This is a genomic window from Solibacillus ferritrahens (genome assembly GCF_037027585.1).
In the GTDB taxonomy this organism is placed as follows: Bacteria; Bacillota; Bacilli; order Bacillales_A; family Planococcaceae; genus Solibacillus; species Solibacillus ferritrahens.
This window is the reverse complement of the sequence record NZ_JAXCLE010000001.1, coordinates 119,016-138,080: the sequence shown is the minus strand read 5'-3', so window position 1 is coordinate 138,080 and position 19,065 is coordinate 119,016. Positions and strand designations below refer to the sequence as shown.

At 40.8% G+C, this 19,065-nt stretch carries 11 protein-coding genes; 3 read left to right on the top strand and 8 right to left on the bottom strand.

Going from position 1 to position 19,065, the window contains the following annotated elements; all coding sequences use genetic code 11:
• Positions 1–59: 59 nt before the first annotated feature.
• Genes SNE38_RS00655 through SNE38_RS00630 form a run of 6 tightly spaced genes read right to left on the bottom strand, consistent with a single transcriptional unit; the run spans position 60 to position 11,130 of the window.
• Entirely contained in the window at positions 60–713 is a 654-nt protein-coding gene (locus SNE38_RS00655; protein ID WP_336045645.1) for a 4'-phosphopantetheinyl transferase family protein, read from the bottom strand.
• Positions 710–2,077: a DHA2 family efflux MFS transporter permease subunit gene (locus tag SNE38_RS00650; protein ID WP_191703753.1), complete on the bottom strand. Its 1,368-nt coding sequence runs from the start codon at positions 2,075–2,077 to the stop codon at positions 710–712. Before SNE38_RS00650 ends, SNE38_RS00655 begins: the two co-directional genes overlap by 4 nt.
• Positions 2,074–2,280: an MbtH family protein gene (locus tag SNE38_RS00645; RefSeq protein ID WP_191703754.1), complete on the bottom strand. Its 207-nt coding sequence runs from the start codon at positions 2,278–2,280 to the stop codon at positions 2,074–2,076. The genes SNE38_RS00650 and SNE38_RS00645 overlap by 4 nt, the downstream gene beginning before the upstream one ends.
• Positions 2,273–9,226, bottom strand: a complete 6,954-nt coding sequence (locus tag SNE38_RS00640) for an amino acid adenylation domain-containing protein (RefSeq protein WP_336045644.1) — start codon at positions 9,224–9,226, stop codon at positions 2,273–2,275. The genes SNE38_RS00645 and SNE38_RS00640 overlap by 8 nt, the downstream gene beginning before the upstream one ends.
• Positions 9,227–9,231: 5 nt before the next feature.
• Positions 9,232–9,486 carry a phosphopantetheine-binding protein gene (locus SNE38_RS00635; protein ID WP_336045643.1) on the bottom strand — a complete coding sequence of 85 codons (255 nt, stop codon included), beginning with the start codon at positions 9,484–9,486 and terminating at the stop codon, positions 9,232–9,234.
• 33 nt (positions 9,487–9,519) lie between these two features.
• Positions 9,520–11,130: a (2,3-dihydroxybenzoyl)adenylate synthase gene (locus SNE38_RS00630; RefSeq protein WP_336045642.1), complete on the bottom strand. Its 1,611-nt coding sequence runs from the start codon at positions 11,128–11,130 to the stop codon at positions 9,520–9,522.
• Positions 11,131–11,504: 374 nt separating this feature from the next.
• Between SNE38_RS00630 and SNE38_RS00625 the strand changes: the two genes are divergently transcribed.
• Both SNE38_RS00625 and SNE38_RS00620 read left to right on the top strand, forming a co-directional pair.
• Entirely contained in the window at positions 11,505–12,245 is a 741-nt protein-coding gene (locus SNE38_RS00625) for a lysozyme inhibitor LprI family protein (protein WP_336045641.1), read from the top strand.
• A gap of 299 nt (positions 12,246–12,544) precedes the next feature.
• Positions 12,545–14,212 (top strand): FAD-dependent oxidoreductase, encoded by a 1,668-nt coding sequence (locus tag SNE38_RS00620; protein ID WP_336045640.1) that lies wholly within the window; start codon positions 12,545–12,547, stop codon positions 14,210–14,212.
• 45 nt (positions 14,213–14,257) lie between these two features.
• On the opposite strand, the gene SNE38_RS00615 is transcribed toward SNE38_RS00620, so the two are convergent.
• Complete coding sequence (locus SNE38_RS00615; protein WP_336045639.1) at positions 14,258–15,007, bottom strand: 3'-5' exonuclease; 750 nt, start codon at positions 15,005–15,007, stop codon at positions 14,258–14,260.
• Between the two features lie 159 nt (positions 15,008–15,166).
• Entirely contained in the window at positions 15,167–16,852 is a 1,686-nt protein-coding gene (locus SNE38_RS00610) for a methyl-accepting chemotaxis protein (RefSeq protein ID WP_191703761.1), read from the bottom strand.
• Positions 16,853–17,322: 470 nt separating this feature from the next.
• On the opposite strand from SNE38_RS00610, the gene SNE38_RS00605 reads away from it, so the two are divergent.
• The gene (locus SNE38_RS00605) at positions 17,323–19,026 is read left to right on the top strand and encodes a sensor domain-containing diguanylate cyclase (protein WP_191703762.1); all 1,704 of its coding nucleotides are present in this window, start codon (positions 17,323–17,325) and stop codon (positions 19,024–19,026) included.
• Positions 19,027–19,065: the final 39 nt, after the last annotated feature.

Here is a 19,065-nt window from a genome sequence, read left to right as displayed (position 1 = left end):
ATGAATAGGAAAAGCCTGCAACCGGTTCTAAATGGTTACAGGCTTTCTTTAATGAAAATCTAGACACTATTAAAAAATGCTCCAATTTGTTCCCACTCATACCTGGTTACTGCTTCTAAGGAATCCTCGATACATACCGTAGTACTGTAATTAGGAGCAATAACAAAAGGAACAGCAAGGGCCTTTTCGATTCTATCAGGAAGGTGGATTGTCCCATCTTGATGAATGGTTACTTCTGTCAAACAACTTTGCAGACCAAAGCCTTTGTACTTCCCGTAACTTTCCTTTGCAGTCCACAGCGAATAGAATGCTTCCTGTTCATGAAGCGGATAAAGCTGCTTTTCCTCATCACTCCATAAAGATTGAAAGAGCGAGAAATCTCTTTTTACGTGTTGTTCAATATCTATGCCGACCGGAAATTTACTAATGGCACAGGCTACATAATTCTCCGAATGCGTAATGTTGAAGTGAAGGTCTTGTTCCATTTGGTACTTACCGTTTGAATCTTTGGAAAAGCAAACATCCGACAATTCCTTTTTGAAAGTCGTCACCAATACCATTTTCGTCAGCAAATGGGCACAAACTGTTCGCAACTGATCTTCCACTTTCCTCATTCGCTCAACACGCTGAACCACTTCCGCTTCTAAAAAAGGAAGATAATGTTGCCATTCTGCAGGCATATCGTCGATTTTACAATAGGCAACTGTTGTCATGCTTTCTCACCTTTTAGAATGGTTTCCTGTTCTTTGGCAAATAAAGAACAGCCTAGACCTGCCAAAAGCAGTCCAACCGTAGCAATAAGTGCATATTGATAAGAAAGCATTTCTGAAAAGTAACGACCAGTCACTGTTAATGTAGTCGCGACAAGCGCAATTCCTGCAGCCGCGCCAACTCGATTGAGCATATTGTACAGTGTTGTTGCTTTACTCATTTGGCTTTTCGCTACATGATGAAAGGCAGAGATTTGAGAGCCGATTACGCTATGACCTAAACATATACCCATTGCGAACATCAAGCCGCGCAATAGCCAAGGGTTTGCAGAAGGACCAATGATGGCGATGCAGCAAAAAATAATAACAGTCCCGATCAGACCAAGACGTACTGTGAAAAGCATGCCAAAACGTTTAGCCGTTCCAGGCAGTAATTTTGATGCCACCATCAATCCGAGTGCTTCGGTAAACGTAATTAGGGAGCTTTCTAACGGTGAAGCCGAGTAAGTATATTGATACATAAGAGGGAACAGGTAAAGCATTCCCATTAAGGCACCCATAGAACACATCGCAACAAGACTTGAAGAACGAAACTGTGGCTCTTCATAAAGACGTACATCTAGAAGAGGTTCCTTTATTTGTTGTTCATATACATAAAAGCGTCTTAATAAAAATACACCGATGACCGCGCTTATTACGACAGCTAAAGAAATACCTTGAGAAGCAATGAGACTAAGTGTCAGCATTAACATTGGCAAACCGATTGCAATGAGCACATAGCCCTTCGTATCAAATGGTGCTTTAAATAGCTCGAACTCGTTGACGGCATAAAGCCCGATCAGTACGATTATGAGGCCAAACGGAATATTAATGAAAAACGCCCAGTTCCATGATAAATATTCGGAAAACAGTCCTCCCACAAGGGGGCCAATCGCCGGTGCAAAAGCGATTGGCAATACTAATGAACGGGACAGGTTTTGTCTTTCAGGTGGAGAAAATGTCCGAAATAGCAAGGTCATGCTCACAGGTGTAATAATACCCCCTGCCAGTCCTTGCAGAACCCGTGCCAGAATAAGTGCCTCCAAGCTGTCCGCCAACCCGCATAGTAGAGAAGCAAATGTAAACATACTGACAGAAAGCAGGTACATTTTTTTTACGCCGAAACGATTGCTTAAATAGCCGGCAGCAGGCAACGCAACAGCAATGCTGACAAGGTAACCGATATTAATGGCGTTTGTCGCACCTGGAGCTACACCAAATTCATTGGCAATTGTGGGAAGTAGCACGTTGACGATTGTTCCATCAATGGAAACCATGAACATCGCCACTACATAGAGAACGATAATAATTGCGCGTTGGGCTTTCATCCTAAAAGACTCCGCAGACTTTTAGGTCTCATATCCACCCATGTTTCTTCTATATATAGTTGACACGATGCTTTTATAGCTGGTCCGAAAGCAATCTCCCATCCAGCAGGGGCAGGAATCGCTGCTGGCCATAAGGAATATTGTTCTTCCGCATTTCGCAAAACATAGTATTCACGATCAGCTTGTTCAAAAGGGTTAGACATACATTTTTTTCTCCTTTACTAAGTGGTTGATTAAAGTTTGACCGATTTCATTTAATGGGATGGATTGACACATATCTTTATGGCGACAGGCAATATCAATCTGTGTTAGCTCTCCCTTGATATATGGTTTCCATGACGCTACATCAACATCAGGTATCCAATCTGGTACGAGTGTAGATTTATAAAATAAAAGGTCTCCATTATAAATTTGAGGCTTATGTTTTTTCAATAAGTTAATCGAGTTTTTATAAACTTCTTTTAAGCGTAAAATCGTCGTTTCATCCAATGTAGCAATTGCACTTCCTTCAGCTTTCAATGCGTCTATCACATATTCCTGAGTAACCTCATCTTCCATGTCAGGTTCAAAGCCGGCTAGGGCAAGCAGCGCAACAAGAGCCTCCTGTTCCTCGGTCAATTCAACTGGAGGAACGAATGTAAACGGATAAGCATCCAAAATGCAAAGAAGCGATACAGATTCTCCTTGTCGTTCCAGTTGTACAGCCATTTCCTGAACGACATTTCCGCCAAGTGACCAGCCGAGCAAACGATAAGGTCCTGTTGGTTGAATTTCCTTAATTGCCTCAATATAGCTCATTGCCATTTCAGTCAACGAGTGAGGGAATTCGCAGTCTTCCGCAATACCTTGCGCTTGAATGCCGTAAAGGGCAAATTCAGCAGGCAGATTTTTTAATAGTCCGGCATAGCACCAACTCAATCCGCCGGCAGGATGAATGGCAAAGATCGGCTGTTCCCCAGCACGCAGCGGCAGAACAACGTTTAAAGCTTGAGAATCCTTTCCATTTTGCAGAGCATGGGCCAGTCCGGATACGGTAGGTGCTTCAAATAGATGTCCGATTGCGAGCTCTTTACCGAAAGCCTCGCGAATGCGTCCAATAAGCTGAACGGCTAATAACGAGTGGCCGCCAAGTTCAAAGAAGCTGTCGTCTGTTCCAACCTGTGGAAGATTCAGTACTTCACAGAATAGTTCACAGAGCAAAGTTTCCTGTGGTGTTTTTGGTAAAACAAGCTCCTGCAATGTGATGACTGGTGCAGGAAGCTGCTTCGTATCGAGCTTTCCGTTCGCTGTTAGTGGCATCTGCTCCAAGCAAGTGTAGCTAGTCGGGACCATATAGGCTGGTAACGACAAGGAAGCGAAATCCTTTAGCATTTGTTCGGTTACAGCACTGCCTTGCTCCGGAATATAGTAGGCAGCCAAGCGTACATCTTCTTTTCGATCTTCTCTAGCGATGACAGCTACTTGTGCAATTTGCGAATGTTTCAGAAGAACTTGTTCGATTTCACCAAGTTCGATACGGAATCCACGTATTTTCACTTGATGATCGATACGTCCGATATAATCCAACTCGCCGTTTTTCGTCCATCGAGCTAAATCACCAGTACGGTACATACGACTTCCCGGAGTGCCATAAGGGTTGGCGATAAAACGTTCAGCAGTAAGGGATGCCTGATTTAAATAACCTTGTGCCAAACCTTCTCCTGTGACATACATTTCACCAACAACACCAGGCGGAACAGGCTTTAACTGCTCATCAAGAACATAAATATTCAAATCGGGAATCGCCGTACCAATCAAGCTATTCGCCTGTGACTGGCTAAGCTCTTCGTTTAAACTCAAGTAGCTGACATGTACGGTTGTCTCCGTGATGCCATACATATTCACAAGGGTAGGGGCATCTTCCGGATGTCGGTCATACCATTCCTGTAAACGAGTGAGATTAAGTGTCTCACCACCAAAAACAATGTAACGAAGCGCCAGTTTTTCGGATAATTCGGGCTGTTCTTTATCCACCGTCATTAGCTGATAGAAAGCGGATGGTGTTTGGTTCAGCACCGTAATTTTCTTCTCGGCAAGCAATTCCAAAAAGTCGATTGGCGAGCGGCTTACGTTGTATGGAATGACGACAAGCTCGCCACCGTATAACAGGGCGCCCCAAATTTCCCATACCGAAAAGTCAAATGCATAGGAATGGAAGAGTGACCAGCGATCTTCTTCATTGAAGTGGAACCATTCATTTGTTGCATCAAGTAAGCGGATGACATTTTGGTTAGGAATCACCACACCCTTTGGTCGGCCTGTTGATCCGGATGTATAAATAACATAGGCTGGATTCATTGGGTGAAGGATGCCTAGTCGGTCGTGATGTTTAATGTTTTCAGAAGGATATGATGCAAGAGGAAGCTCCTCCATTACGATGACTTCCAGTGCATTCATTGCTTCTGCTTCCTGCTTCAGGTCGATGGAAGTGATTAAGCAGCTAGGTGCTGAATCCTTTAATATATAGTCAATACGTTCCTGCGGATAAACAGGATCAATCGGTACATAGGCAGCTCCTGTTTTAAGCACAGCTAAAATACTGACAATCATTTCGACGGAGCGCGGCATTAAAAGTGCTACAAATGTTTCAGTTGTAACTCCCTTTTCGAGTAAAATATGCGCCAGTTGATTCGCTTTACGATTTAGGGCCAGATAAGTAAGCTCCTCATTGTCGTCACTTACGGCAATGCGTTGTGGATGCATTTCTGCAATCGCTTCGAATTGTTCGGCTATCGTTTTTTGTTCGCTTATATGACCTTTCGGGTTCCAGTCAAGCAGCACTTTTTTCTGTTCACCTTCCAACATCACATTCAGCTCAGACAGGATTGGGTTATTCATCACCTGTTCAAGTACGGAAACATAGCGTTGCATGAGAGCGGACACCGTTGCTGTTTCATATAAATCAGTTCGGTATTCTACCAATACCTCGATGCCGTTTGGTTTGTCGCCAACGAATTCCTCACGCATTTCAATGTTTAGATCGAATTTCGGTTGACCCACTGTATGCAACTGAATGTCAGCTTTTTGATTCTCTAATACGAGTGACGGCTGAGGTGTGTTTTGCAAGGCAAACATAATCTGGAATATCGGATGCTGTGAAGGGACACGTGTCGGCTTCAAGCGTTCTACAATATGGTCAAAAGGAACATACTGGTGCTCCATTGCTTCAATGCATGTTTGTTTCACTCGCTCCAGTAATGTTACAAAGTCAGGGTCTCCGGAAGTATCCGTCCGCATGGCTACTGTATTTATGAACATACCGACATTTGCCAGCAATTCTTCCTGATCACGGCCGGCCATTGGACTACCGAGAATCAGATCCTCGCCTGCACCGAGTTTCGTCATTAAAGCTAAAAATCCACTTTGAAGCACCATGTACAGAGTAGCCTGTTTATTTTTAGCGAGCTGCTGTAATCGTCTATGAAGCGCAGCATTGATTGTAAAAGTCAATGTCTCGCTGTCTGGTTTAGACTGGAATTGACGCTTTCCATCGCGGACAAGCTCAATTTCATCCGGTGCATTCTTTAATTTTTCCGTCCAGTAAGATAAGTTGTCGTTTGTGTAAACACCGTGCGTTTGTTGCCAAACCGCAAAGTCATGATATTGAATCGTTAACGGCTCGAGCTCATGAAGGTCATAGGCAAGCTGCAGATCTTCGGTAAATGTCGCAAGTGACCAGCCATCCGCACTAATATGATGAAACACGACTACCAGAGTTTTCATATTAATAAGCGTCACACGGAATCCAGGCTCATGTTTTAAATCGAAAGCATAGCGTGTGCAAGCTTTAATTTTGGACTGCACTTCGTCTAGGGCAACTTCCTCAATGAGAACTTTAGGCGCTTCATCAACTATTTGCTGATAGGGCACACCATCCACTGCTGGATAAATTGTCCGTAATATCGCATGTTTTTCTACAACTTTACCAATAACTTTAATCAGTTTTAAAACATCAATTGGCTGTTCGAATGTATAAACAAGTGGAATATTATAAGATGCACTTGATTCGTCCAGTTGCTGAATAAACCAAAGACTACGCTGTGCATGCGATAAAGGAATTCTTTCCACCTGTTGTCTGTCAATGACAGCAAGCGATTTTTTCTTCGCTTGTTCTACAACTTGAGCCAACTCTTTTACAGTAGGTTGATTGAAAATGACGGAAATGGATAAATCGATTGCGAACGTTTTCCGTAATTGCAATAGCAGCTCTGTTGCTAATAGGGAATGTCCTCCTAGCTGAAAGAAGTTTTCGTCGATTCCCACTGAATTGAGCTTTAAAATTCCTTTAAAAAAGTCGCATATCGTTTCTTCAGTACGTGTTGTTGGTTCCATTTTTTCTATATGTGAAATAATAGGCTGAGGCAGTTTCATCCGGTCAACCTTACCATTATTCGTTAGTGGGAATGTCTCCATGAAAACAAAGTGAGCAGGTACCATATAATCGGGCAATCTTGCAATCAGCTGCTGTCTGTATTGTTCCTCTGTTTCATGACCCATCACATAGGCAACAATCCGTTTATCGCCGGGTTGATCTTCACGTATCATGACAACAGCCTGTTCAATCGCTGCAATTTCTTCAAGCGCATTTTCGATTTCTCCCAATTCAATACGGAAGCCTCGGATTTTCACTTGATGGTCGGCGCGGCTAATATAATGAAGGTTGCCATCTGCCTGCCATACAACTAAATCACCAGTCCGGTACATTCGTTTCCCGTCAGCAAAAGGGTTTGCAACAAAACGCTCAGCTGTTAAAGAACGGCGATTATAATAACAACGAGCCAATCCGTCACCAGCGATATATAATTCACCAACGACTCCAATTGGAACTGGCTGTAGCATGGCATCCAGTACATAAACCTCGGTCCGGTCAATGGCAGATCCTAGTGAAGGAGCGTCTTGCCTATTAATTTCAGTACAAGTTGACCAAATCGTTGTTTCGGTAGGTCCATACATATTGTGGACAGTTGCACCAGACTCCAATAATGCTTGGGCAAGACTTCTTGAAAGAGCTTCGCCGCCGACAAGTACAGTGAGTCCGTTCAGCGCATCTTTTGCATACTGCACCATCATCTGCCAAACAGTCGGCGTTGCCTGCATGATGGAAATATTTTGCTGCTCGATTAGCGTCTGCATCAGAATTGGATCTTGAACTTGTTCTTTAGTTGCCAGATGAATGGATGCCCCATACAGCAACGGTAAATAAAGCTCCAATGCCGAAATATCGAAAGAAATCGTTGTAATCGCCAGTAAATTGTCCTTTTCATATAGTGAAAATTGGCACTGCATCGCCTGTAAGAAGTTCACTAAGCTTGGCATTTCTACAACGACGCCTTTTGGATTACCTGTTGAACCGGATGTATAAATCATATAAGCAGTCTGTCCGATGCAAGAAGTAATCGGTTCGTATATTTGCTTGGAAGGTTGCAATGGCACAATTGGTGTTCCTTTTGCAATAAAGGAAACCTCTCCGTTAACTAGAACAATTTTAGGGCAAGCATCCTCGATCATATAAAGCAGCCGTTCTGCCGGATAAGTATGATCCATTGGAATATAGGCAGCACCCAGCTTGAAGCAGGCAAGCATCGTAGCAACCATTTCAATCGACCGTTCCATGCAAATTCCTACAAAGTCTTCGAGTCCAATGTCATGCGCTTTCAATTGATGGGCAATTCGCCCGACAAGCAGGTCGAGTTCGGCGTACGTGATATGTGTATCATTTATCCTGATAGCAGTAGCACCAGGCATGTTCTGCATTTGCTTTTTGAACAACTCATAAACTGTGATGTTGTTCAGTTCACTGACAGGACCTTGTTTATCCTGGAACATTACGAACTCTTCATTCAATAGGATTGGCAATTGAAAAATTGGTGCATCTAATCTGTCCAACAGCAAATCAAGAAATTGAAGGAAACGTGCAGAATGACGTTCCAGTTCTACTTTGTTATAAAGGTCCGCGTTTGCTACAAGATCGAACTGCATGCCATGAGGCGTACTGTAAAAGTTGAACGAAATATCCTCAACCGGACCTGTCACAACTTTCCTGTTTTCGACTTTCACATTCCCAAACATATAGTTTTCATAAAATGGCATGAAATTAATTTCCGGACCATACAGCTGATCATCGGTTGTCAGCTGTAAATCACGGCGCATTTGCTCTTGACGGTAATATTGATGCGGTTTCATCTCATCCATTAAGCCCTTGACGATTTGACAAAGCTCTTCAAATGTTTGCTCCGTATTGAAAGAAGCACGTAAAGGCAAAATATTAACTCGCGTACTGGGCACAGACATTGCCTTATGTCCAAAACGGTTCATCATCGGGATGCCAACAATGACATCCTTCGCCTGTGTCATGCGTTTCGTATAGGCAATTACTGCGGCACTAATGACTTCCTGCATGTTAACGTGCAATTGCTTACTATATTGTTGCAAGTTCATCCACGTTGCTGAAGAAAGGGGGGCTTGATGTAAAATTACTTGTCCCATTTTGCTGCTTTTTTTTCTGCTAAGTGAGATGACTTCTGTTTCTTGCAACTTAGAAATCCAGTAGGCGGCATCTTTATTTGCCTGTTCGGAAGTTGTATATTGCAGCTCCTGCTCAACCATTTGAACATAATCGCCAAAGTGCTTTGTATAAGGCTTATTTTGAACTAAAGCCGAGTAGCGCTCGTTAATTTGCTGGAATATCAATCGGAAACTATAGGCATCACTTACAAGATGGTGGATACGCAAGTAGAGAAAGTGCTCTTCGGAAGACGCAGAGAATAGTATGGCACGTACTAAAGCGTCCGTTCCTAAGTTGCGTACTATTTCCACGTCTGCTTGCATGTGCAAAAATGCCTCTTCTGTTGAACATGTTATCTTTTCTGCCTGAAACGTAATAGTAGAAGGGATTGTCTGATAAAGTGAGCCTTCTTCTTCCGAACATTTGATATGCAGCCCAACTGCGCTTCCAATAGTGGCATCTACGGCCTGCAAAAGTAAATCGGTATCGATTGAAGCAGGAATATGTAAATACTCCGCTGTATTGTATAAAGGACTTTCCGTCAGATGGTGGGCATACCATATCCCAGTAGCAGCTTCAGTTAAAGGGAAACGTAATTCGGTCATTTCTTTCATCCTCCGTAATCAGCTGCGTATTCTTTAATTAGAGCATGCCAGGCCTTAATTGTTGGATTGTCTGCAAGCTGGATAAATGTAAGGGGAAACCCTTTTTGGCGCAGCTCCTCAACGATTGTCATCATCGTAATTGAGTCGATGCCGACATCCAGTAAATAATCCTCATCTGAAATAGTATCTATAGGCTCTGTCACATACGATGCGACAAAAGCGCGGAGCTGTTCAATTGTAAAATCAATTTGAGTTGCCATAATATCAACCTTCTTTTCTTAATATTCAGTATTTTAAGTGTGTAACTGTTGTTCAAAGGACAGGCGCAAATCTTTTTTAGAAACTTTACCAAGATGGGTCAACGGAAAACTCTCCACAAATAGTATTTCGTCCGGAATTTTGTACGTTGCCAAACCTCGTTCCCGCAGGAAAGACTTCAATTGGCGCTTCGTCACATCAGAATTTCTTAAAATAATAAAGGCACAACTTTTTTCGCCCATATAGTAATCAGGCATAGCAACGATTGCTGCGTCATGTACAGCGGGGTGGGCAAGCAGCATATTTTCAACTTCCTCTGCCGCTATTTTTTCACCTCCCCGGTTAATTTGATCCTTAGCACGTCCCTCCACGATGAGATAGCCATCTTCAGTTTGACGTACAATATCGCCAGTCCGGTAAAAACCATCTTTTGTGAAGGCTTTTTCATTATGTTCAGGCGCTTTATAGTATCCTTGAATAGTGTAGGGACCACGTGTCAACAGATGTCCTGCTTCTCCAATCGGTAATTCTTGATCATTATCGTCAACGACTTTCACTTCATCATACGGTGACATAGGACGTCCTTGCGTATAGATGACGATTTCGTCCGAATCGTCCAATCTTGTGTAGTTTACTAAGCCTTCAGCCATGCCGAACACTTGTTGTAGCTGGCAATCAAATACAGGACGCACGCGTTTTGCTGCCTCCGCACTGAACTTGGAGCCTCCAACAAGCATTACTTCCAAGCTAGACAGATCCTCTTTGTGATGCGGCTTAATATCCAGCCAATGTAGGGCAAGGGAAGGGACAAGTTGAACCATTGTCACGCGGTGCATTTCAATAAGCGGGAAAGCCACATCCGGACTAGGTGAAGAACTTAATACGATCTTGCCACCTGCATATAGTACGCCTAAAATACCTGGGGAACTCATCGGATAGTTATGAGAAACCGGCAAAACGACAAGAAGCACAGTATCTTCCGTCACATCGCAGTGCTCCACGCTTAATTTAATCGTGTACATATATTCATCATGTGTTCGCGGAATAAGTTTGGAAATACCAGTGCTTCCTCCTGAAAGCTGCAAGAAAGCTACTTCATTTCCTTTCACTGTCGGAAAATCAATTGACTGTGTAGTAAATAGCGAATCAATAGGAGTAAATTCCTGTGCGTCACCAAGAACAATAATGTGCTCTAACGAAGAAACCTCCTGCTGAACTTGCCTTGCAAGGCTACGGTAATCAAAGCCGCCAAAATAATCCATAGCGATATAGGCTTTTGCTTCAGTAAATTCGCAAAAATAGCGGATTTCATTATAACGGTGAGAAGGCAGTGAAAAAACAGGCAATGCGCCAATTTTAAATAAGGCAAATACCACCTCGACATAGCCGGCGACATTTGGGAGCTGTACAACGACCCGATCCTCTTTTTGAATTCCTAATTGCAGAAGCCCAGTAGCTAATTGATTCACTCGTTCATTTAGCTGAGAATATGTAAGTGTGCGTTCATGATCAATGACTGCCACATTTTCAGCAAACTGACGAGCTTTATCATCAAGCATTTGACCAATCGTTAAACCTTCCCAACAGCCCGCCTGACGATAAAAGGCAGCTCTGTCATCCGGCCATGGTGTAAAACCATCCAACATTTAAGAAACCTCCTTGATACAATTGATGTTAGTGAATAAATAATAATGATATTGATAATCATTATCAATTCATTGTAAGAGATATGCTACGCTTTTAAATATTTATAGTCAATAAACGATGGACAATTTGATTCAATAAGACCAAGTGATCTGGTCCTTTAGACTTTTCTTATTATTATATAAATTAGAAATACTGTACCTTAAAGTGGAGTTTAATTTGCATGTGGCTAATCATATTAGCCCTAGTTGACGCTTCGGCTTTTAAAGAAAAATAGGTTCTATGATATAATGGTTCCAATTTAAGGTGGTTATGGAAATAATGCTTTACCGAAATTACCTTCAAAGATCAACTAAAAAAGAGAGAAGGAAACAGGATGAGAAAAACGACATTAAGCATTTTAGCTGCTTGTCTCCTTTTAGTAGGCTGCAGTAATGAAACAGAAGAGCCGTTAAAAGACCGTGTAATAGAAGCAATGGAAAATAAAGAGTATGAAAAAGCGTTAACTTTAATAGAGGAAAAATCAGAATTATTGGATGAAGATACAAAGACTCTGTATGCACAGCTTCAGGAATTTAAAGAAGTAAAGGATGCGAGAGACAATGCAGATTGGGATGGTGTTTTGGAAAAGGCGCATCCAATGCTGAAAAATGCCTCATTGGATAGCAGTTTGAAAGCGGAGTTAGAAAAAATGATTGTAGAAGCAGAAATGGAAATTAATAATAGTATTAAAGAGAACGCCGAACAAAATTCTGCTAGCATGAAGGAAAGATATCTTGCTAAAATAGCGGATGTAGAAAGTGGGATAAAAGAATTCGACCAAGTATTTGAAAATGGTACCCAAATTGAGTTAACAGAATCCCAGGTAGAAGTATTCGAGCGATGGGATACACTAATGAATGAAATCTATAAAGAACTAGAAAAGCAACTTTCACCTAACGACATGGATAAACTAAGAGCAGAACAGAAAAACTGGTTAACATCTCGTGATGAAAAAGCAGCAGAAGTAGCATCAAAATATGAAGGCGGTTCAATGAAAAATTTGGAATATGCTAGCGTACAAGCACAGTTAACTAAAGAAAGAAGTTATGAATTAGTTGAAAAGTATATGAAATAAAGGAAATGAGACTGTATGGTTTTGATACTATACAGTCTTTTTACGTATGTAAAAAGAATTTCTAATATAGTGACTGGATCTTCTAATAAGCCCTGAAATGTTCAAATAATCTACCCGAATGTTCTAATATCACATCGGAATCTTCTAATATCCCCCATAACTGTTCTAATAAAATCATCCTCATAACAAGCTAAATAATTTAAGTAAATCGCTACTTTTATAGAAATCCCAAGAATAAATTAGAATAAACATTCAAATACAAGGACGTAACGGACACTACAAAATAATGGAGGGGATTTATGGAATGGCAAGAAAAGTGGGATGTTGTAGTTGTAGGGAGTGGAGCTGGAGGGTTAGTTGCAGCAATAACGGCTGCCTATAATGGTCAGAAAGTATTGCTAGTAGAGAAATCGGATGTATTCGGAGGTTCATCTGCCTTATCAGGAGGGGGACTGTGGATTCCGAACAACCATGTATCAAAAAAGGCTGGCTTACAGGATAGTGAGGAAGAGGCTTTAACGTATATGGAAGACGTGATTGAGGATAAGGGACCCGCCTCAACACACGAACGGAAAGTTGCCTACATCAAAAACGGCTCCAAAATGGTCAGTTTCTTGGAGAATTTAGGAATGCAATGGATTGCTGCACCACTCTACCCAGACTATTATCCAGAACGTCCTGGCGGTAAAATAGGTCGCTCAATTGAAGGGGATGTTTTCGACTTAAGAGAATTAGGGGAATATGAATCACTACTAAGAAAAGGATTAATGGAAATGCCCTTCCCACTATACTCAGGCCGTGTTTATTCAGTGCCGCGGACTTTTACGAGTATGAAGGATTTCACAAATGTATCAGGGATGCTATTTAGCGGCATAAAATATAAATTACAAGGTAAACACGCAACATCAATCGGACAAGGGCTCGTATCACGTCTCATTAAAATGGCATTACTGCAAGGTGTAACGATTCGACTGTCAGCTCCATTAAAGGATTTAATTATCGAAAATGACGAAATTATAGGAGTCGAAATAGAACAAGATGATGTACCACATTTCATTGAAACAAAGGCAGTCATATTAGCAGGTGGTGGCTTTGAGCGTAATGAAGAACTACGGCGTAAATATCATAATATCGGCTCCGAATGGTCTTCGGCAAGTATTGGAAATCAAGGCGACATGCTCCTCATTGCGCAAAAGCACAATTTAGATACAGCACTTTTAGACGAGGCATGGTGGGGACCGACTGCAATCAATGATGACGGTTCACCGAGCTTTTTAGTATATGAACGTTCGTTGCCACATACGATTATCGTCGATCAGGAGGGCAATCGATATTTCAACGAGGCGGAATCGTATGTCGATGCAGGACGTGCGATGCTCGATCAGCAGGAAAAGGCAAAGAAGGCGATTCCTTCATGGATGATTATGGAAAGCCGCCATCGGAACCGTTATTTATTCGGTTCGATGATGCCGCGCATGGTACCGAAAAAATTATTGAATTCAGGATGGCTAAAGCGTGCGGATTCCATTGAGGATTTGGCAAAAATTTGTGGCATTGATGTGGAAGGGCTACGGAAAACGATCGACCGCTTCAACACATTTGTCGACAATGGTAAGGATGAGGACTATAAGCGTGGCGATTCAGCGTACGATAATTATTACGGGGACCCTGCATATACCAATCCGAACCTCGGACATATTAATAAGCCACCTTTCTATGCAGTGAAAGTATACCCGGGTGATCTTGGGACAAAAGGTGGCATCGTGGCAGACGAGCATGGTCAGGCTTTACGTGACGGGAAACCGATTACGGGATTGTACGCGACAGGCAACTGCTCGGCATCCGTTATGGGCAAAGTGTATCCAGGTCCAGGCTCAACACTTGGACCAACAACGGTATTTGGCTATATTTCCGCAAATCATATTAAAAGTACGATGTTTGAAGAGGCAGAAGTAGAAACTATATAAAATAAAAGCGAATTAACAAATGGAACAGAGCAAAAGTTCCGAAAGTTAATTCGCTTTTTTCATAATAAGCTGCAAAATTTCATTTGCACAAATGGCATCGGCGTCTGCAGTATGATGCTTCAGGAGTGGAATATTGTATGTGTCGGCTATTACATTTAAGTTATTTTTAGGACTGTTTAAATATTTGCGTGCCAGCAACACTGTGCATGCAGCTTTATTTATAGGGCGTATGCCATTTCGAAATAGCTCAAGCGCCAAAAAGCTATACCAATCAAAACCAATATGATGGCTAACAATCGGCAAATCGCCTAAAAAATTCTTAAAGCTGTGAATAACAGGAGTGATTGTTTGTTCATTTTTCACACGTTCATTTGTTATTCCGTGAATATGCGAATTTTTGATCGGCTTTTCAGGATTCACAAAGCGGTGAAAAAGGTCAATTGTTTCCCCGTTACGTACTTTTAATGCAGCAATTTCTACAATTTTATCCCCCCGCGCAGCAGAGCCACCGGTTGTTTCAATATCTACTACGACATACTCAGTCGCTTGCTCCAACATATGCACCATGTCCGCTACCTTCAAGCGTGGACTGTAACTCGTCATAAAGGTTCTTAAATATTGGGCAGCAAGCTTCGTATTGTAATAATGACCATACAAAGAGCGAGCGATATAGCCGTGCTTTTCTAATTCATCAATAGCCTCTTTTGGATAGCTGGCAACTAATGCTTCCTGCTTGGCGAAGCTTACAATCGAGCAAGTAATAAAAATTCTTATGTGCACTCGTTCAATTTGCATAATCTTCCCCTCCCAAATGAAACGTTTGTTCTTTTATTGAATCATATTTTAATCGTATAATGCTAGAAATTTGGCTGGAAATTACGAAGTCAGCTGGCAAAAAACAATAATCAAAAAACGCAAAAGCTTATAAATGCTTTTGCGTTTTTGATTATACTATTAAATTTTAAATTGGTTTACTTGCTCTTGTATTTCTAGAGCGCCTTCACTTACTGATTTCGCTACATCGTTAATTTCCTGCATGGTAGCAGTCTGTTCTTCCACCGAAGCGGTAACAACACTTATTTCATCTGCAGCATTGTTAGAGGCATGGGCCATTTCGGCAACAGATGCGGCAACTTCCTCGGTACTTGCAGAAATTTCCTCGGAGGTAGCAGATACTTCCTGGATTTGGGCAGTCATTTCTGTGATAGCACCGACAATATTATTGAACGATACTTGCGCATTTTTTAAATAGCTTACACCTTGATCGACATTTTGTGCCGTTGTGCTTACGCTTTCTTCTACTTCTTTTGTATCTTTTTGAATCGCAGTTGTTAAGCCGGCAATTTGTGCAGCAGAGTTTTTCGATTGCTCTGCTAATTTACGTACTTCATCAGCAACAACCGCAAATCCTTTACCGTGTTCACCTGCACGCGCAGCTTCAATGGCAGCATTTAAAGCGAGCAAATTCGTCTGGTCTGTAATATCGGTAATAACTTTTGTAATGTTTTCGATTTCGGCAGACTGTTTACTAAGCTGTTTAATTTTTTCTTTTGTATCATGGGACGACTGCTGAATAACAGACATTTGCTGTTCTGCTGTTTGCAATGTTTGCCCGCCTTCTCCTGCAATAGTTTGCATATCTATCGCCTGAGAATTTAGTAATTGAGCGGCCTCGGCGATTCGACTTACTCCTTGTGCCGTTTCATCCATTGCAACAGCACAGTCATTTCCAATAGCTGCAGCTTGTGCACTGCCTAAAGCGACTGCTTCCACACGTTTTGCAATATCATTTGAAGCGGTTGTCACCTCATCGGTACTGCTTGCAAGTTGTTCTGTGGCCGCGGTTGCACTTGATACATTTAGTGAAACGTTGCTGATTAAGTTAGACAGGTTGGCTTTCATCGTATTAAAGGCAGCAGCAAGTTGGTTTATTTCATCCTTTGTGTTGACTTTAATATCTTGCTCGCGTAAATCTCCGCTTGCAATTACATTTGCAGCGTCTGTCAACTTGCGTAATGGACGTGTAATACTTAGTGTAATAAAAATTGCTAAAGTAATGGCAATCAAATTACCGATAACTGACAGAGTGATTACTACAGTTTTACTCATCTTTGCAGTTTCAGTTGTTTTAGTATTTGTAGTATCCATTAGTGCCTTTTGACTAGCAACAAATTCATCGATCGTTTCCTGAATTTCAACGTTTGTTGGTACGGCGAACTCAAATAACATGTTATAAGCTTTATCCAGGTCGTTGTTGTCCACATAACGAATTACTTCATATACATATTCATCATATAAAGCTTGTTGCTCTTTTAATTTAGCTAATTTTTCTTGTACATCAGCCGTGTTAGACAGAGCTTCAAGGTCACTGATTTTTTCGTTTATTATTTCTATTTGGGAATTCAGATTTTCTAAAACGGATGCATCCTTGCGTAAAATATAAGCATTTATATATAGTCCCTGCAAAGATGTAGCATTTTGAATTGTCGATAACTCCATTACTCTGTAAACTCGATCTTCTATTACAAAAGAATAGTCTTCATCTATTTCTGTCATTTTACCGATAGAAAAAGTGGAGAGTACTACTAGTATCAAAATAATGATACTAAAGATTGTAAATAATTTTTTTCCGATTGTCATATTTTTATTGTCCCCCATATTTTTATAGTAATAAATACATATATATCTTCGGTTGAAGTGTTAGGAGTTTAATGCTATTTATTAGATTTTTTAATAGATAGTTTATTTAGATAACTATAAAAACGAGACCCTTCGTATTTCGAAGCGAGAGGTAAGCCGTTATAAGCACATCATGAAACATATTGATGAAAATGAGAAAAAAGAAAAAAATAAACAGAACTGCACAACGCCGCGTACTATTCACTTTAAATTTGGTGATTAATGCGCGGTTTTATCAGTGAGTTTGTTGGCAAACTAATTAAGTATACAGCCCAAAAATAACAAAATAGGTACTTTTTACCTGTTTAGTTTTTGAAATGTAGGGAAAAGGAAATATTTAATTGGGAACTAAAGCATGATACATAATTAAAAAAACGTTGTATACTATTATTATCAGACATTTCAGTAAAAAGGAGTTGACTTAGAGGAAGATGGAATTTACTTATCAAACGAAACGCAATACATTATTGCTTTGGGTTATTACAGGGGTGCCTATCATGGGCGCTTTATATTTTTACTTTCCTAGTCAACCAATTGACCTGGAAATTTTTGTGTATTTACTGATATTTGGCATTATTACTACAGCGATTCCATTTCAAGTAGGCGATACGACAATTGTCCTATCGCAATGGGTGACGTTAACTGCCTTTCTTCTATATGGTATCGGTGCAGAAATGATTATTGTTCAATTTAGTCTTATACCGATTATTTATCAAATGAGAAATCGTCCAGATATGGTTACTCGTGTTTTGTTCATTTCTTGGATGTTTGTAATATCATCGTTTTTAGCTGCCGGAGTTGTCCATTTACTGGGCTTTGAAATAGGAAACTCAAATTTAGGGCATTTGCTACTGTATGGGTCACTATTTGCACTTATCCATTTGTTTGCAAATCACTTAATCTTATTTTTACGTGATCGATTAATAGGAATTAAGGAAAAGTTATTTAGTGAGCATACAATGTGGGATTACAGCAGTATTCTTATTACATTACCGTTTTCCATAACATTAGTAATTATGATTAATGAATTAGGCATACCTGCAATTTTCCTGTTAGGGGTTCCTTTCTTTGTCATTACATTTGTCGTTAAGATGTACAATATTTCAGAACGGGTGAATTATTCCCTTAGTAAAGCGAGTGCATTTGGTCATGAGCTTGCTGACCGATTAAGTGCCCAGCAAATTGTGGATTTATTTATTCATAGGGTGAGCCAGCTTTTCCCGCATGATGCAATCTATATTGTCGATCATATTAATGGGAAATATGTAATTCTCCGTGCAAGAATTGATAGACAAGATAGGGAAGTCCATACAGATTCGGATTCGATACAGAACTCATTTATTAGTGAGTACTTTCAATCCGAAGAAAAAGGTGTATATGGCAATACAAAAGAGTGGATGAACAAGGCACCTGATTTTTTAACATATGATATGAACAGTATTATGATTGTTCCAATTCATCGAAATCAGCGTACTGAAGGGGTAGTCCTTTTAACAGCACGTAAGAAAAACGCATTTGAAAAGTATCAAATGGATATCGTTCATTTGTTATCGACGTATTTTGCTGTCTCGCTGGAAAAGGCAAAGTATATAAGTGCAGCTGTAGAGCGTAGTGAGACATGTGCATTGACGGGTCTTTATAATTATCGCTATGTTGATAGGATGTTGGCTGTAGAGCAGGATCGTATTTTAGCTAATCCGCATTTGCAGTTTTCCTTATTAATGATGGATATTGACCATTTCAAAAGAATCAATGATACGTACGGCCATCATGCAGGAAATATTGTCCTAAAGGAATTTGCGAAAATATTGGAAAGCTTTGTTCCTGAAGGGGCAATCTTAGCGCGGTATGGTGGTGAAGAGTTTGTAATGCTCATTCCTCATATGAATAAATCCGAAGCAGCCGAGTTGGGTGAAAAAATACGCCAAAAAATCGAAATTAAACCGTTTTTAATTGAATCTGATTTGACTGAAACACATCAGGAAGAGAAAATCCATATTACAGTAAGTATTGGCGTATCAAATGTTCCGGAAGATACGGACGAAATGATAGGGCTATTGAGAAATGCTGATCGTGCCCTTTATATAGGAGCAAAACAGGCAGGACGAAATAAAGTTGCGGAATATGTGAAATAATAGAAATACGATTAGAAGCAGTTCAAATTTTACGATAAG

Excerpts from the sequence above, each read along its gene's own strand:
- SNE38_RS00605 (WP_191703762.1), top strand. The coding sequence starts at position 17,323 with ATGGAATTTACTTATCAAACGAAACGCAATACATTATTGCTTTGGGTT.
- SNE38_RS00610 (WP_191703761.1), bottom strand. The coding sequence starts at position 16,852 with ATGACAATCGGAAAAAAATTATTTACAATCTTTAGTATCATTATTTTG.
- SNE38_RS00655 (WP_336045645.1), bottom strand. The coding sequence starts at position 713 with ATGACAACAGTTGCCTATTGTAAAATCGACGATATGCCTGCAGAATGG.
- SNE38_RS00635 (WP_336045643.1), bottom strand. The coding sequence starts at position 9,486 with ATGGCAACTCAAATTGATTTTACAATTGAACAGCTCCGCGCTTTTGTC.
- SNE38_RS00645 (WP_191703754.1), bottom strand. The coding sequence starts at position 2,280 with ATGTCTAACCCTTTTGAACAAGCTGATCGTGAATACTATGTTTTGCGA.
- SNE38_RS00615 (WP_336045639.1), bottom strand. The coding sequence starts at position 15,007 with ATGCAAATTGAACGAGTGCACATAAGAATTTTTATTACTTGCTCGATT.
- SNE38_RS00625 (WP_336045641.1), top strand. The coding sequence starts at position 11,505 with ATGAGAAAAACGACATTAAGCATTTTAGCTGCTTGTCTCCTTTTAGTA.
- SNE38_RS00640 (WP_336045644.1), bottom strand. The coding sequence starts at position 9,226 with ATGACCGAATTACGTTTCCCTTTAACTGAAGCTGCTACTGGGATATGG.
- SNE38_RS00630 (WP_336045642.1), bottom strand. The coding sequence starts at position 11,130 with ATGTTGGATGGTTTTACACCATGGCCGGATGACAGAGCTGCCTTTTAT.
- SNE38_RS00650 (WP_191703753.1), bottom strand. The coding sequence starts at position 2,077 with ATGAAAGCCCAACGCGCAATTATTATCGTTCTCTATGTAGTGGCGATG.
- SNE38_RS00620 (WP_336045640.1), top strand. The coding sequence starts at position 12,545 with ATGGAATGGCAAGAAAAGTGGGATGTTGTAGTTGTAGGGAGTGGAGCT.